Genomic DNA, 16,979 nt, shown 5'->3' with positions numbered 1-16,979 from the left:
AATATAAAACAAATAAAATGAAAAATTTAAGTCTTTTAGTATTGAGTTTTGTGCTTTTATTAAGTACTACAGCTTGCGAAAGCGAACTTGATTTGATTCCGCAAGGAGCACCTTCAAGCGCCAATTTCTGGAAAACTCCGGCAGATGCAAAAGCAGGAGTAAACGCTATTTATGCTTTATATTCTGATGATAATATGTACGGTCGTGGTTTTTTCTGGCTGAATAATGCGAGTGACGATATTGGTACAAAACCAAGACAAAATGCAGAACGTATCAAGAATTTTATTGTTGATGGTGCCGAATCTGATACCAAAGATATCTGGAGAATTCACTACGAAATTATGAAACGTTGCAACGACGTAATTCGCAATATCCCAAAGATTAATTTAGATGATAAAACTAAAAATATGATGTTGGGTGAGGCTTATTTTAATCATGCTGTAATGCACTTAGAATTGGCTTACCATTATGGTGATGATCGCGCCGGAATTCCAATTCAGGATCGTGATGACCCTACGAATGTTTACGTGCCAAGAGCTAAAAACGTAGCTGAAAACTACGCCTATATCGCAGCAGATTTAGTTAAAGCAGCAGATTTATTGCCTTATTTTAATGAGCTTACGCCAGACAATTACGGACGTGCTCATAAAACAGCTGCATGGGGATATTTAGTGCGTACATATTTGTATGCAAAAGATTGGGACAATGCGATTAAATATGCCAATATGATCGTAAACAGCGGAAAACATAAGTTATTAGACAATTTTGAAGATGTATTTAAAATTAAAAATAACTGGTCTACAGAATATATCTGGTCTGTAACTTCAAGTGCCGAAAATACTTCTTTAGGTTCTATTTTCCCCGGAGTTTGTTTAGAGGATAAAGGTTGGGGAGTTTACAACGGTTGGGGAAATTTTTATCCTACCAAAGAATTGTTCGATACTTATGATCCGGCAGATAAAAGACGTAGCGCTACAATTTTACAAAAAGGAGATAAATTCATGTATTTTGGTGAGTTAGTAACTTTCAACGAAGGGAAATATCAGGTAAGTTCTAGTAACAGAACCGGATATCAGTTTAATAAATATATGGAGCCGTTTGGTTACCCTAAAACAACTTCTGGCGGAATCGACATTCGTTATGTAAATGCGAATGGAGACAAACCTTCGACAGCTTTAAACGTGCCTCTTTTACGTTATGCCGATGTGATTTTGATGTTGGCAGAAGCCAAATTAATGAAAGGCCTGAATGCTGATACCGAAATTAATATGATCCGTCGTCGTGCAGGTTTAGGAAATCTTGCAGGAGCAACATTAACCGATTTAAAAAGAGAAAGACGTTGCGAATTGGCCGGAGAATGGACAGACCGTCATTTCGATTTAGTGCGTTGGGGCGATGCTCAGGCAACTTACGCAAAACCATTACACCATTATAACGGAACCGTAATCTATCCTGCCCGTAATTTTAATCCTGCAATTCACCACGTTTGGCCAATACCACCGGATGAAATCGCAGTGAGCAAAGGAGCGCTTACGCAAAATAAAGGTTGGTAGTTTGTAGTTTCATTTTGTTTGTTTAGTTTTTTCTACTCTGCAAGCTTGTCGGAGCTTGCAGTGGTAAGAAAAAAACAAATGAATTTTATATAATAATAAACCAGTCTTTTTTTAGGAAAAGGCTGGTTTGTTTGATTGTTTTAGCCACTCCCGATAGCTATCGGGATAATAAGATTAAAATGATTTTTAATCGTTGGTAAACAATTTAAACGAGTAATTAAAGTAAGTCCCAGCGGGACGATATATCTATAGCAATTCAATTTTAAGATAAAAAAAGCCCATCGGGGTGACATATATATCGCTCCGCTGGAGCTTAATGTGAGAGAACGTAATAATTGCTATAAATATGTCGCTCCGCTGGAGCTTTAATAATATGAAAAATAACCCCAATATTGTCATTTCGACGAAGGAGAAATCTTCGCGAGAAATTCTACAAAGATTGGAATTACGCACAATCTTGTCATTTCGACCGAAGGGAGAAATCGCACTCGGAATTCGACAAAGATTATCGACATTTTTTGCGGAATTTCTAGTGAGATTTCTCGTTCCTCGAAATGACAAAAATGAGATAAGTCACCTACAACTTTAGAAAATAAACAAACCCAATTTTTCCAATGAAAAAAATAATCACCCTTTTTTGCCTCCAGTTTTTCTTGTTTGCGCAAGCACAGGAATACAGTTCATCTAACATTCATTCGCACAATGATTATGCGAGTAAACTTCCTTTTTACGAAGCGTATTCTAACGAAACCGGTGTTATCGAAGCCGATGTTTTTATTGTAAATAATGAACTTTTTGTGGCGCATACTTCAAAAGAAATTACACCTCAGAATACACTTAAAAGCCAGTATCTGGATCCGCTTTCTAATAAATTAAAATCTTTAGGAGGAAAAGCTTACCCAAGTAATAAACCTTTAATTTTAATGATCGATATCAAAACAGAAGCTGAGCCGACTTTAAAATTAATTGCGCAACAATTAAAAACATATCCTGATTTAATTTCGAATAAAAATATAAAAGTGGTCATTTCAGGAAACAGACCTTCGCCAACAAACTGGAAAGACTATCCGGACTTTATTTATTTTGACGGAAGATTAAACGAAAATTATACTCCGGAACAATTATCGCGCGTCGAAATGATTAGCGAGGATTTAAAACAAATCACCATCTGGAATGGTAAAGGTGTAATGACTCAGGCTGACGCCGAAAAAGTGCAGGCCATCATAAAAAAAGTACACGATCAGAACAAAAAAGTACGTTTTTGGGCTACGCAGGATAATGTAAATACCTGGATGACATTGATGAATTTAAAAGTTGATTTTATTGGTACCGATAATGTACCGGAATTAACGCATTTCATCAATAATATCAAATCGACTTTTTATCAAAATACGGAATTTCATCAGGCATACGTTCCCAGAAACGGATTGACATTTTCTAAAAAACAACCTAAAAACGTTATTCTTTTAATTGGTGACGGAATGGGATTAACGCAAATTTATTCGGGTTACACCGCAAACAAAGGTCAGTTGAGTTTGTTTAATATTCCAACACAAGGACTTTCGATTACTAAATCGTCAGACAGTTATATTACCGATTCGGCTGCAGGAGCAACAGCAATGGCAACGGGACATAAAACCAATAATCGTTTTATAAGTGTTGACGAAAGCGGAAAACCTCTGGAATTGATCACACAGCAATTAGCAAAAAGAAACTTTAAAACGGCCATAATTTCTGCCGGAAATATTACCGATGCTACGCCAGCCTGTTTTTATGCACAGCAGCCGGAGAGAAGTTACAGCGAACCTATTGCCGAAGACTTTTTATCAAATCCATCAGATATTTTAATTGGGGGTGGAACAAAAGAATTTACAACGAGAAAGGATGGTAAAGACTTGTCGAAAGTTTTAATGCAAAAAGGTTATACTTTTTCGGATAAATTCAGTTCACTTGATACGATCAAAAACTTCAAATTTATTGTTTTGGATGATGCTTCGGTGGTTTCTATGAAAAACGGAAGAGGAGATTTTCTAACGAAATCTTTAGCGAAAGCCACCTCAACTTTTACCAAAACTAAAAATCCGTTTTTTATCATGGCCGAAGGTGCACAAATCGATTATGGCGGACACCAAAATAATGTAGAATATGTGGTTCGCGAAATGCTTGATTTTGACAAAGTGGTAGGACAAGCCATGGAATTTGTAGATAAAAATCCGGAAACCCTTTTGATCGTTACCGCAGATCACGAAACGGGTGGACTTTCGTTAATCGACGGAAGTATAGAAAAAGGTTACGTACACGGAAGTTTTAGTACCAACGATCATACAGCCGTTCCGGTTCCGGTTTTTGCTTATGGTCCGGGAGCGCAAAGTTTTACGGGTGTTTACCAAAATACCGAAATCTATACTAAGATTATGGAAGTTTTATCTAAAAAATAAAAGATATCATTTTCTGGTAAAAACCGCTTTTTCCTATTGTTGAAAAAAGCGGTTTTTGCATTTAGAAATCATTGTACAACGCAGGTTTTACATGAAAATTGGAGTTTAAATCTTGTATCTTTTTTTTTATAAAAAAGTAAGTTTTCGAAAAAAAGCAAATAAATAAAAGATTCTACGTTTTTTAAATAACTGATAATTAGTGTTTTGTTTGAGTGTCTTGAAATTCTAATGTTCCTCTAATGTGGCAGCGAAAATTTAGATTTAAATTGCGCGATTATTGTTTTTTTAGAAAAAGAACCTTGAATCTGAACTGGTTTTCAAGAGAAAAAAATGGAGATCAAGAGTTCTTTTTTGTAATAGTATTTTAATAGATGTTGAATAAAATTAAAAATAGTTTTTTGTGTAAATGCCTTCAGGCGTTGCTAATTGGCTATTTTTTAATGAGCAGCATTAATATATCCAGTAGTTTCAGCCAGATCATAAATAATAATACCGAGGTAGATTCTGTAAAAGGGATTACCTGCAATTTCTTGAAAAAAATATTTAAATGCGACAGAATTGCGGAAGAATTAGATGACTATGAAACAAAAGATACTAAAACCGCTAAACTGGCAAAAGGAATTGTTTTATTAGAATATCTGGTTCCGTTCGACGCTTTTTTACCGGGATTATATTTGCAGATCGCATCAAAAGCAAAAAATTATACAGACAACCCCGTCTTTTTATTTGCATTTCATGGCAAGATTTATTTGCCTCCTCCTGAGATGATTGTGTAAATATTTCACTTTTTTTTTGTAGATTTAAATGAAAATCTAGCATCCTTAATACGGTATTTATCGTACATAATTTTCTATCTATTAATCTTGTATTTATATATAAATTCATGACACCATTAAAACGTTTTTATAATTTACTGGCACTTGATAAGCGCGACGTATATCAAATTATATTTTACGCCGCTTTTGCGGGTCTCGTAAATCTTTCCCTGCCTTTAGGAATTCAGGCCATCATTAATTTTATTCAAAGCGGACAACTAAGTGTTTCGTGGGTAGTATTGGTATTTTTAGTAACCGTTGGAGTTGGTTTTGGCGGAGTACTAATCATTTTACAACTTCGAATTGTGGAGAATCTGCAACAAAGAATTTTTGTACGCACCTCATTTGAATTCGCTTACAGAATGCCTTTAATTAAGTTCAAAGAAATGTATTCTGAGTACGCGCCAGAAAAAGCCAACCGCTTTTTTGATACGCTTATGGTTCAAAAAGGAACCGCAAAACTGCTGCTGGATTTTTGTGCTGCCTTTTTGCAAGTAGGTTTTGGTATCATATTGCTGGTTTTGTACCATTCCTTTTTTACCGTAATCGGACTTTTATTTATCGTTATCCTTTATGTGATTTTTAAGTTTTCGTACAAAGACGGTTTAGAAACAAGTCTGAACGAATCTAAGTTTAAGTATAAAGTAGCAGCCTGGATCCAGGAAATTGCACGCAATCGTGAAAGTTTTAGAAGAAAAGGCGGTTTCGAATATGCATTAAACAGAAACGACGGTTATGTGAGCCAATACATCAACTATCGTGAGAAGCATTTTCAGGTAATGAAAAAACAATACATTCAGCTCACTATTTTTAAAGTTATTGTTACGGCTGCCCTTTTGTCTATTGGTGGTTTTCTGGTAATTCACCATCAAATGAATATCGGGCAGTTTGTGGCAGCTGAAATTGTGATCGTATTGCTGATCAATTCGGTAGAAAAAATAATTTTTGGATTAGAATCTTTTTATGATGTATTGACTTCTGTAGAAAAAATTGGTCAGGTTACAGATATGGAGATTTCAGGTATTCCGCAAACCTCAGCCGTAAACGATACCGGTATTAATATCGAAACCGAAAGTGTTGCTTACAATTATCCCGATCACAACAAAAAATCCCTTAAAAACATTAACCTGAAAATATCTCAGGGCGAAAAAATTATTTTAAGAGGACCAAACGGAGCCGGAAAAAGTACGCTGTTACGCTTACTTTCAGGTTTACTGGAACCAGAAAGCGGTACAATGTACATCACGGACAATTATATGAATCGTCTCGACGAAAATACATACAGAGCGCAAGCAGGTACATTTTTGCAAGGTGATACGCTTTTTGCCGGAACCATCAGAGAAAATATTCTTTTTGGAAACGAAACTATTGATAATGATGAACTAAAATGGGCTTTAGACAATGTTTGCCTTACGCCGTACATTAAAACTTTTCCTAACGGACTTGAAAATCAGATTCATCCGGGCGGACGTGAGCTTTCGGCTTCAGATGTTCAAAAAATTCTTTTGGCACGAAGCATTGTAAACAAACCGAATATATTATTCCTCGAAGATCCCGTTGATAAAATGGACGAAATGACTTCAGGTAAAATTGTTGATTTTTTACTTTCTGATGAACATAACTGGACGGTTATCCTGACTTCTAAAAATGATATCTGGATGAACAAATGCGACCGTATGATCACGATCGATGACGGAAAAATTATTAACGACATAAAGCTTTAATCATGCTCAATATATCTAAAGATAATCATGTACTTATTACTCCGGGAAAATACGCTTCGATAACCAGCGTTGCCCGCAGACCTCATTATAAAATTTTAAACAGAGTCATTGTAGGATTTTTATTGTTTGGCGTTGCCTGCTTATTCCTGCCCTGGACACAAAATATTTCAGGAAGCGGATCTGTAACAACTTTAAAACCGGATCAAAGGCCACAAACCGTGCATAACGCTATTGCCGGAAGGGTAGAAAAATGGTTTGTAAAAGAAGGTGATTTTGTAAAAAAAGGAGATACAATTCTTTTTATTTCAGAGACTAAAGAAGATTACTTAGATCCCAATTTAGTGGGGAATACCAAAGAACAGGTCGATGCTAAAAAATTGGCTGTAGAATCTTATGGCGACAAAGTAACCTCCCTTAACGATCAGGCGACCTCGCTGAATGCCGAAAGAGAATTAAAATTACAACAAGCACAAAATAAAATAAAACAAGCCCAGCTGAAAATTAAAAGCGACAGTATGGATCTTGAAGCTGTAAAAACACAATTAAGAATCGCCCAAACACAATTTAATCGTTCTACTGCACTTAACAAAGAAGGCCTAAAACCAATGACCGATGTCGAGCAAAAACGATTAAAATTGCAGGAATCCGAAGCTTATATTATTACACAGCAAAATAAATTTTTGAGCAGTAAAAATGAATTGATAAATGCTAAAGTCGAGATCAATAGAATCAAAGCGGAGTATTCTGAGAAAATTTCGAAATCAAGAAGTGATAAGTTTACCGCTTTAAGTACACAATATGATACAGAAGCTCAGGTCAATAAGTTAGAGAATCAATATGCCAATTACAGCATAAGAAACGGAATGTACTACATCACAGCACCTCAAAGCGGTTATGTAAACCGTGCTTTATTAACGGGGCTTGGCGAAACTATAAAAGAAGGAACGCCAATTGTAAGCATTATGCCTGCCACTTATGACATAGCAGTAGAAACTTATGTAGATCCTATCGATCTTCCGTTGGTGCATCGCGGTGCAGATGTACGTGTTTGGTTTGACGGATGGCCAAGAATCGTATTTTCAGGATGGCCGGGATTGTCTTACGGAACTTTTGGAGGTAAAATTGTAGCCATCGAAAATTTTATAAGTCCTAACGGGAAATACAGAGTACTAATTGCTCCCGATGGAAACAAAGAAGAAAAATGGCCAAAAGAACTCAGCATAGGTGCCGGTGCACAAAGTATAGCCCTGTTAGAAACCGTATCGGTATGGTACGAAATATGGCGTAACCTGAATGGTTTTCCTCCAAATTATTATAAGACAGATGAAAAAGCAACAAATGGAAAGGAGAAGAAATAAGATGAGAACCGTTATAAAATTGTTTTCTTTTTTATTCTTATTAAGCATCGTAAAAGGCTATAGTCAGGATTTTAATAAAGAAGAATTAAGTTATAGCGAGTTTTTAGGATACGTAAAAAAATACCATCCATTGGTAAAACAAGCCAATCTTGAAGTAAGCAGCGCTCAGGCAATGCTTATGGTGGCCCGTGGAGGATTTGATCCGAAAATTGAAGTAGATTACAATAAAAAAGAATTTAAAGGAACCGAATATTATTCATTATTAAACAGCAGTTTTAAAATTCCAACCTGGTATGGTGTCGAAATTAAAGCCGGTTTTGACGAAACAGACGGACAATATTACAATCCGCAAAATCGTACGCCTGAAGCCGGATTAACCTCTCTGGGAATCAGCGTAGCTTTAGGACAGGGAATGTTCATCAACCAGAGAATGGCAGATGTACGCGAAGGAAAATTGCAGTTGAAACTAAGCGATGCACAGCGAAAACTGCGAGCCATCGAAGTTTTGTACAAAGCCAGTGAAGCTTATTTTGAATGGAGAAAAAGTTACAACGAAGCCGAACTTTATAAAAGTTATCTCGGTTTTGCCAGTACACGTTTTAATGGCGTAAAAAAATTGATAGAATTGGGCGATTCGCCAGCAATAGATAGTGTCGAAGCCGGAATTACGGTAAGAAACAGGGAACTGAATGTAGAAAACGGAAACCTGAAACTGGCCAAAGCCAAACTTAATCTTTCTAATTATTTATGGATCGAAAATGTACCCGTTGAATTAGAAGATAATGTCAAACCGGAACAGAATTTAATTCAGACATTAGAAGAAACATTAAAAACCTCAACGATGATGGTCAACTCAGAAACATTTGAGGCACATCCTAAAATTCAGGCGCTGGAAACTAAAATGTCGATGCTCGAAATCAACAGACAACTCAAAGCAAATTCATTATTGCCAAAGCTGAATGTGGGGTATAATTATATTTCAGAACCGTCTTATTTTAATTCTTTTAATGCCGATGATTATAAGTTCAATATTGATTTTAGTATTCCGATTTTTTTACGAAAAGAAAGAGGAGGACTTAAACTTGCCAAACTTAAAATTCAGGATTTAAAGTTTGATATCGATCAGCAAAGATTAGAATTAAAGAATAAAATAAAAGCGCAGCAAACAGAAATTGCTTCCTTAAAAAGACAAAAAAACGTTATTGATAATCTGGTCAAAGATTACGTGACCATGCTTAACTCAGAGGAGAAATTGTTTTCCTTTGGCGAAAGCTCCATATTCCTGATCAATTCGAGAGAAAACAATCTGGTAAGTGCAAAACTATCACAGATTAGCATCGAAAATCAGTATTATATTTCGAATGCCGAGTTGTATAAAATCCTGGCAAACCCAGATTAATCTTGTATTATCTTAGAATTTAATTATATTTAATTGTTGACTGAAAAAGCCTGTAAAATTAGTGTTTTACAGGCTTTTTCTATTTAATGTTCTATATCTAAAATCAGATTAATTTGCCGTAATCTGATACGCACATCTTCTTTCTCCGGCAATAATATGACTAATGCGATTTATGTTTACTTCGTTTCCTAACACAGACCGGAATGTGTTTAATTCAGACGAGCAAAAGCCCTGACAAATTGTTGCAGCGGCACAAATAGGGCAGTGGTTTTCTACTAAAAGATAACCATCGTCATTCTTAGAATATTCGGCCATATAACCTTCACGAGTTCTTATTTCGACAAGTTTTTCTATCTTTTGTTCTAAATTGTCGATCGTGTCAATTTCTTCATGATACTTCTTTTTCCCTACTTCTTCATAAACATTAATAACATCATCCAGGGTGTTTTTGCCCATCGAGCTAATAATGTTAATTAGTTTTAAAGTCAATTCAGCATGCGTATCCGGAAATTTCGCATTTCCATTGGCTGTAAGACTAAATGTTTTTTGCGGTCTTCCCACACCTTTAGATTCTTCCAGCGGATGAATAAGTTCTTCCTCGACAAGCTTAACCAGTTGTTGTCTAACGCCTTCCTTCGTTATTTTAAGCTCATGCGCAATCTCGAGAGCCGTAAGAGAACCTCGCATTTTGAGCAACATTAAAATCTTATTTGTAGTCATAAATTAATAAAACAAGTATTTAGTTGTTTTATTATGCAAAATTATTAATTTTGTCCTTCTTATCAAAGCCCATTGCGAGATATTATTGCCGTAAAAGCAATCAAACTTGCGAGTTACAGAATTTATTAATGCAAATTGTAGATTATGGTACCAGAATTACGATCACCTCCCCTTAACTTATACGATAGGATGACTTTACCTGTTAATATTGTTCCGTATTGGAATGTATTGATGAAAACCTATAAATAAGACATCCTCTCTACAGTAGATTTTAAAAATCTCAAAACTTTAGCTAAATATTAAAACATACTCAACCCGCTACAAAAAATAGTATTCAGGTTGGGCCGGGGATACCTATGCCTAAAAATTAGCCCCATTCAACAAAATAAAATGCAGTAAATACCTCAATTTTTTAATCATCCAACTATGGAAATAATAAATAAAATAGAAGCCTCAGGCATACAAACACTCGATTTACGATTCTACAAACCCGATGAAAATGATGTTATAAAATTCGATATCGTGCCCTTTCTTATAGACGATTTTCTATTACAGGAAAAAGCCTTCCGTTCAGCCATGAGCGCTATAGACTGGACTCAGTTTACAGGAAAAGATGTCGTAATTCTTTGTTCAAATGATGCCATCGTTCCCCTTTGGGCTTATGTGTTAATCAGTTCATTACTAGCGCCACATGGAGCAATAGTAGTGTATGCTGCAACTGGAAATTATATCAATCTTTTGTGGACAGAAAGAATAAGAAGAATAGCATTTTCGGCATTCATCAATCAAAAAGTAGTGCTTAAAGCCAATTCCTCCATACCCGAAGAAATCCTTGTTTTGGCCACAAGCCAGTTAACTAAATATGTACAAACCCTAATGTGGGGAGAAGCAGGTTCTCCTTTAATGATTTATAAAAGAAAATAAACAATGAAAAAAATAATAGCAATCCTCTTTGCAGGAACACTTTTGATAGTTTCGTGCGAGACTAAAAAAACAGAACAAGCAGAAACTCCGGTATCCTATCCTACGCTTACGCTAAAGACTCAAAAAGCCGATGTTTCGGTAGAATATCCCACCATTTTAGAAGGTGAGCAAACCGTAGAAATACGCTCAAAAGTAGACGGATATATAGAGCAGGTTTATGTTGAGGAAGGTTCGGCTGTAGCCAAAGGACAAGCGTTGTTTAAAATCGATGCCAATAGTTATTTACAGGAAGTAAACAACAAAAAAGCAGCAGTTCTCGCCGCCGAAGCCAGTTTGGAAACAGCCGTTATTCAGACCAAAAGAACCGCTGCTTTAGCAGAAAAGAAAATTATAAACAACTACGAATTAACCTCAGCCAAAAATACAGAACGTGTAAAAAGAGCCGAGTTAAGTCAGGCAAATGCTGATTTATCTTCGGCAAAATCAAAACTTGCCTTTACCAATATTGTAAGTCCAATTAATGGAGTAGTGGGAAGTTTGCCGTTTAAAATAGGAAGTTTGGTCAGCAGTTCGGCACCTGATCCTTTAACAACAGTTGCCAATACCAAAAATATTTTTGCCTATTTCTCTTTAAGTCAGCAACAATTAAATTCCTTTTTAGATCAGTTTTCAGGCAATCAATTAAAAGATAAATTAAAAAATATGCCCGATGTTTCTCTCGTTACCGCCGATGGAAATACTTATTTATCAAAAGGAAAAATTCAAACGTTGAGCGGAGTTTTAAATGCAGGTACAGGATCAGCCAATTTTAAAGCCATTTTTCCAAATCCTGAAGGTAAACTTTGGAGCGGAGCAAGTGCTACAATTGTTATTCCAACACAGTTTGCAGCCGCAATTCTGGTTCCTAAAAAAGCAGTCTTCGAATTGCAGGGACGTTTTTTTGTTTTTACCGTAGATGCACAAAACGTCGTGCACAACACCGAAATAAAAATAAGAAACACAGCAACCGAAAAAGACTATCTCATTACCGAAGGAGTAAAAGCGGGAGATATTATCGTGACAGAAGGAATAGGAAATTTAAGAGACGGAGTAAAAATTGCAGCGATTTCTTCCTCAAAAAAATAAAAAATCATGTTTAGAAAATTTATAGAAAATCCGGTATTATCGACTGTAATATCGATCATAATAGTGATTTTGGGATTGCTGGGATTAGCCTCTCTGCCCATATCACAATATCCTGAAATTGCCCCGCCAACAGTTGTTGTAAACGCCTCGTATCAGGGAGCCAGCGCCAATGTGGTTTTAAAAAGTGTCATTATCCCATTAGAAGAACAAATAAACGGTGTTGAGAACATGAGTTATATGACCTCAACCGCCAGCAGTAATGGTAGCGCGGCCATAACCATATTTTTTAAGCAGGGAACCAATCCGGATATGGCAGCCGTAAACGTGCAAAACCGGGTAGCCAAAGCCACCAGTTTATTGCCCAATGAAGTAATTAAAGCCGGTATTACAACCAGTAAACAATTGAGCAGTACAGCTTTGAGTTTCTTGCTGTACAGCAACGACGGAAAATACGACGAAAAATTCCTTGATAATTATTTAAGGATCAATATTATGCCTGAGCTCAAGCGTGTTGCAGGAGTTGGTGGAGCCGAGATTTACAGCAGTCGCGAATATTCGATGCGTATTTGGTTAAAACCGGATGCAATGGCAAACCAAGGCTTAGTTCCGGATGATATTATTGCAGCCTTGCAAGAACAAAACATTGAAGCAGCACCTGGAAAAATTGGAGAAAACAGTAAAGAATCAGTTCAATATTCCTTGAAATTCACAGGCCGACTTGAAAATCCGGAAGAGTTTGAAAACATCGTATTAAGAAGTGATAAGCAAGGAAGTCTATTGCGATTAAAAGATGTCGCCGATATTGAGTTTGGGGCTTTAGATTATACGTCTTCGCTTATTACACAAGGTAAAGTTTCTTCGGGAGGACAAATCAGTCAGATTTCAGGATCAAATGCCAGAGAATTAATTATTGCCTGCGAAGATATCTTAAAAAAGGCTTCCAAAGATTTTCCGCCTGGAGTAGAATATCATACGTTTTTAAATGCAAATGATTTTCTTGACGCTTCGATAGAAAAGGTAATTTATACTATTATTGAAGCTTTTATTCTGGTTTTTATTGTGGTGTTTGTTTTTCTGCAAGATTTTAGATCCACATTAATTCCTGCAATTGCAGTTCCGGTTTCGATTATAGGTACCTTCTTTTTCCTGAAATTATTTGGATTTACCATCAATTTATTGACACTTTTTGCTTTGGTTTTAGCCATTGGTATTGTCGTCGATGATGCCATTGTCGTGGTCGAAGCCGTTCATGCGAAACTCGATCAAGGCGCAAAATCGGCCAAGAAAGCGACTATTCATGCCATGAGTGAAATTAGCGGTGCGATTATTTCGATTACCCTCATTATGTCAGCAGTATTTGTTCCGGTAACTTTTATTACAGGTTCGGCAGGAGTATTTTACAAACAATTCGGATTAACATTGGCTGTAGCCATTTTAATTTCGGCGGTGAATGCTTTGACTTTAAGTCCTGCGCTTTGTGCTATTTTATTAAAACCACATGATCCTGAAAAATCAAATCACAATAATGGATTTTTACCAAAATTCTATGCCAGTTTTAATGTTGCTTTTGATGCCATAACCCGCAAGTATATTGGATCAGTCCGATTCCTGATTCGCAGAAAATGGATTTCATTAGTGGCCATAGCAGTTTTTGGAATAATATTTTACGCTTTAATCAAAACTACGCCTACAGGTTTTGTGCCAAATGAAGATGGAGGAGCGATTTACGGAAATGTAGTTTTACCAGCTTCTTCGACATTAGAACGTACCGAACAAATCACAAAAGAAATCGACAGTATCGCCAGAAGTATTCCCGAAATAGAACTTTCGTCTACCTTATCAGGAATGGATTTAATTCACGGAAATGGAGGTTCTTACGGAGCTTTATTCATTAGATTAAAACCTTGGAAAGAAAGAAAAGGAAAAGATCAGGATGTTAATTCGGTTGTGGCTAAATTGTTCGAAAAAACAGCGCACATAAAAGGGGCAAGTATTATTTTCTTTGCCTCACCAACCTTACAGGGATTTGGAAACAACAACGGATTCGAAGTTCAGTTGCAGGATCGAACCGGAGGAAGTTATCAGGATTTTGATAAGAATATTGCAAAGTTTATGGCAGCGATTAATAAGCGACCAGAAATTATGTATGCAACCAATCCGTTTAATATTACGTTCCCGGAAATGGAAGTGAATGTAAATGTGGCAAAATGTAAAGAGGCTGGCGTTAGCGTAAAAACGGTATTGAATACGCTTCAGGGATATTTTGGAGGAATCTACGCCTCAGACATCAATAAATTCGGAAAACAATACAGGGTAATGTTACAATCTCACGCGAATTACAGAGCCAAAGAAAGCGACATCAATAAAGTTTTTGTTCGAACAGATAAAGGAGCAATGGCACCAATATCAGAATTTGTAACCTTGAAGAAAACATACGGTCCGGAATTTATAAACCGTTTTAATCTTTTTACTTCAACAACGGTTACGGGCGCGCCAAATGCCGGTTACAGCTCAGGAGACGCCATCAAAGCAATTGAAGAAGTGGCAGCGCAGACTTTAGACCGAGGTTATGCTTATGAATTTTCCGGTTTAACTAAAGAAGAACTTTCAAGCGGAAGCCAGACCACCTTAATCTTCGGACTTTGTCTGATCTTTATTTACTTCTTATTGAGTGCGCAGTACAAGAGTTATATTTTGCCATTTTCGGTATTGTTATCCTTACCAATAGGACTTGCTGGAGCTTTTATATTTGCGAATTTGTTTGGAGTCGACAATAATATTTTCCTTCAGATTAGTTTGATTATGCTGATTGGTCTTTTGGCAAAAAATGCCATTCTTATAGTAGAGTTTGCTTTGTTACATCGCTTAAGCGGAAGAGGTCTTGTTCAGTCGGCTTTGTTTGGTGCGAAAGCCCGATTACGACCTATTTTAATGACTTCGTTTGCTTTTATCTTCGGATTGATTCCGTTAATGATAGCTACTGGTGCAGGAGCTTTAAGCAACAGATCTATTGGTACAGCGGCAGTTGGCGGAATGTTGATTGGAACTTTATTTGGGGTTTTTGTAATTCCGGTTCTATTTATCATTTTTCAGTCTTTGCAGGAAAAAGTGGGCGGAGTAAAAGTACCGGATCACGAACCGAGAATAATTGATTAGTAAAGGTTCAAAGGTACGGATCGACAAAGGTTCAGAGAGGATCGTTTTGCGATTATTTTACCGCAAAGCACGCAAAGTTTTTTATGTGGATGGTTATATAAAAACACAAAGTTCGCAAAGCTTTGCGTTGAACTAGCTTTGTGAGCTTTGCCTGAAATTTTCAGATTAAAATAAACTTAGCGGCCTTTGCGTAAAACCTTTGCGTGCTTTGCGGTTAAATTTTTTTGCCACAGATTATAAAGATTAAAAGGATTCCAACTTTGCGGACTTTGCGAATAAACCTTAGCGCTCTTTGCGGTTAAATTCCAGCCAGTTAAATAAAAGAAATAAACATATTAAAATGAATAAATACAATTATAAAATAATAGCCATAATACTGATTACTGCCAGTATATGGACTTCGTGCAAGATCACGAAACCCTATGCCAAACCCGAAACATCAGTAACGTATCGAGAAAAAGAAAGCACCGATACAACCACTATAGCCACTATGAAATGGTCGGAATTATTTAGCGATCCTGCCTTGCAACAATTAATTTCTGACGGATTGGCGGCGAACCTGGATCTAAAGATTGCTGTTGAACGAATCAATCAATCTGCGGTGAATGTTAAGTTGAGTAAAGCGGCTTTTCTGCCTTCGGTAAACGGGAATGTTTCGGTTAAGGAATCCAGGTTGGCTTTCCCGCAAGGGTTTGGACTTTTCGATCAATCGACACAATACGATTTAGGAATTTCTGCGGGATGGGAAATCGACGTTTGGGGTAAATTAAAAAGTGCTAAGAAAAGTGCAATCGCTAATTTATTGGCTACAGACGCTTCGAAACGTGCCGTTCAAACCCAATTGATCGCTAATATTGCTAATTCGTATTATGAATTATTGGTACTTGATGAACAATTAAAAGTACTTAAAAAGACTGCTAAAAACAGAGAAACCGATGCTGAGACAATCAAAGTTCTTTTTGAAAATTCGATTATTAATGGAGTTGCAGTTGTTCAGAGTGAAGCCAACTTTTATGAAGCAGAATTAGCGATTCCGGATATCGAACAAAAGATAACTGAAACCGAACATGCTTTATGTGTACTTCTCGCAAAATCTCCCACTAAAATCGAACGAAGTTCTCTCGAAAAACAACAGCTTACATACGATCTTAAAATTGGAGTTCCGATGCAGCTTTTGGCAAACAGACCGGATGTACAACAAGCCGAATATAATTTTAGAGCAGCATTTGAAGAAAGTAATGTAGCGAGAGCCTATTTTTATCCTGCTTTAACGATTAGCGGAGCAGCAGGTTTTTCAAGTTTCGGATTAAAAGACTGGTTTACCAACGGAGGACTTTTTGGTAATATCGCCGGAGGACTTGCGCAGCCTATTTTCAATAAAGGAATTAACAAAGGAAGATTAGCAACCGCATTATCTTTACAAAAAGAAGCCCTTTATAATTTCGAATTTTCGATGTTAAAAGCCAGCGAAGAAGTTTCGAATGCATTGTCTAAATACGATAACGCGGCTTTAAAAGAAGAAAAAAGAAAAAAACAACTAGAAGCTTTATTGAAAGCGGTTGAGTTTAATAAAGAATTATTGAACAATTCGACAACCAATTATACAGATGTCTTAACAGCCGAACAAAATTTACTGAACGCACAATTAAGAGGAATTGACGATCAAAGTCAAAAGCTGCATGCTGTTGTCAATTTATACCGCGCACTTGGCGGAGGCTGGAATTAAATAATTCTAAATTTCAGGAAATAATAAAGCCCAATCGTATT

Annotated in this window: 11 protein-coding genes; 10 read left to right on the top strand and 1 reads right to left on the bottom strand. The window is 36.5% G+C overall.

The annotated features are described in order from the left end of the window. Positions 1-17 precede the first annotated feature (17 nt). The 6 genes from L0669_RS22200 to L0669_RS22175 all read left to right on the top strand — a co-directional run bounded on the left by L0669_RS22200 (position 18) and on the right by L0669_RS22175 (position 9,287). A complete protein-coding gene (locus tag L0669_RS22200; RefSeq protein WP_173969555.1) occupies positions 18-1,553 on the top strand; it encodes a RagB/SusD family nutrient uptake outer membrane protein in 1,536 nt (511 codons plus the stop codon). Positions 1,554-2,167: 614 nt separating this feature from the next. Next, positions 2,168-3,991 (top strand): alkaline phosphatase, encoded by a 1,824-nt coding sequence (locus L0669_RS22195; RefSeq protein WP_263760018.1) that lies wholly within the window; start codon positions 2,168-2,170, stop codon positions 3,989-3,991. Between the two features lie 440 nt (positions 3,992-4,431). Next, entirely contained in the window at positions 4,432-4,767 is a 336-nt protein-coding gene (locus L0669_RS22190) for a hypothetical protein (RefSeq protein ID WP_263760017.1), read from the top strand. Positions 4,768-4,874: 107 nt separating this feature from the next. Further along, on the top strand, positions 4,875-6,530 hold the full coding sequence (locus L0669_RS22185; RefSeq protein ID WP_173969552.1) for a peptidase domain-containing ABC transporter: 1,656 nt from the start codon (positions 4,875-4,877) through the stop codon (positions 6,528-6,530). Between the two features lie 2 nt (positions 6,531-6,532). Then, entirely contained in the window at positions 6,533-7,888 is a 1,356-nt protein-coding gene (locus tag L0669_RS22180) for an HlyD family secretion protein (RefSeq protein ID WP_263760016.1), read from the top strand. Next, on the top strand, positions 7,869-9,287 hold the full coding sequence (locus tag L0669_RS22175) for a TolC family protein (protein WP_263760015.1): 1,419 nt from the start codon (positions 7,869-7,871) through the stop codon (positions 9,285-9,287). Before L0669_RS22180 ends, L0669_RS22175 begins: the two co-directional genes overlap by 20 nt. A 108-nt stretch (positions 9,288-9,395) precedes the next feature. Here L0669_RS22175 and L0669_RS22170 read toward each other — a convergent pair whose 3' ends face one another. After that, complete coding sequence (locus L0669_RS22170; RefSeq protein ID WP_263760014.1) at positions 9,396-10,007, bottom strand: helix-turn-helix transcriptional regulator; 612 nt, start codon at positions 10,005-10,007, stop codon at positions 9,396-9,398. A 426-nt stretch (positions 10,008-10,433) separates the two neighbouring features. Here L0669_RS22170 and L0669_RS22165 point away from each other — a divergent pair, with 426 nt between their 5' ends. From L0669_RS22165 to L0669_RS22150, 4 genes are all read left to right on the top strand, one after another. Next, positions 10,434-10,931: a DUF2480 family protein gene (locus tag L0669_RS22165; protein WP_263760013.1), complete on the top strand. Its 498-nt coding sequence runs from the start codon at positions 10,434-10,436 to the stop codon at positions 10,929-10,931. Positions 10,932-10,934: 3 nt separating this feature from the next. Continuing rightward, positions 10,935-12,056, top strand: coding sequence for an efflux RND transporter periplasmic adaptor subunit (locus L0669_RS22160; protein ID WP_263760012.1), 1,122 nt, complete (start codon positions 10,935-10,937; stop codon positions 12,054-12,056). Positions 12,057-12,062: 6 nt separating this feature from the next. Beyond that, the gene (locus L0669_RS22155) at positions 12,063-15,212 is read left to right on the top strand and encodes an efflux RND transporter permease subunit (RefSeq protein WP_263760011.1); all 3,150 of its coding nucleotides are present in this window, start codon (positions 12,063-12,065) and stop codon (positions 15,210-15,212) included. Between the two features lie 340 nt (positions 15,213-15,552). Then, positions 15,553-16,938, top strand: coding sequence for an efflux transporter outer membrane subunit (locus L0669_RS22150; RefSeq protein WP_263760010.1), 1,386 nt, complete (start codon positions 15,553-15,555; stop codon positions 16,936-16,938). Positions 16,939-16,979: the final 41 nt, after the last annotated feature.

It is taken from the genome of Flavobacterium bizetiae, from assembly GCF_024271895.1.
GTDB lineage: Bacteria > Bacteroidota > Bacteroidia > Flavobacteriales > Flavobacteriaceae > Flavobacterium > Flavobacterium bizetiae.
Note: the sequence above shows the minus strand (reverse complement) of the source record. Positions and strands in the feature narration are given on the sequence as shown.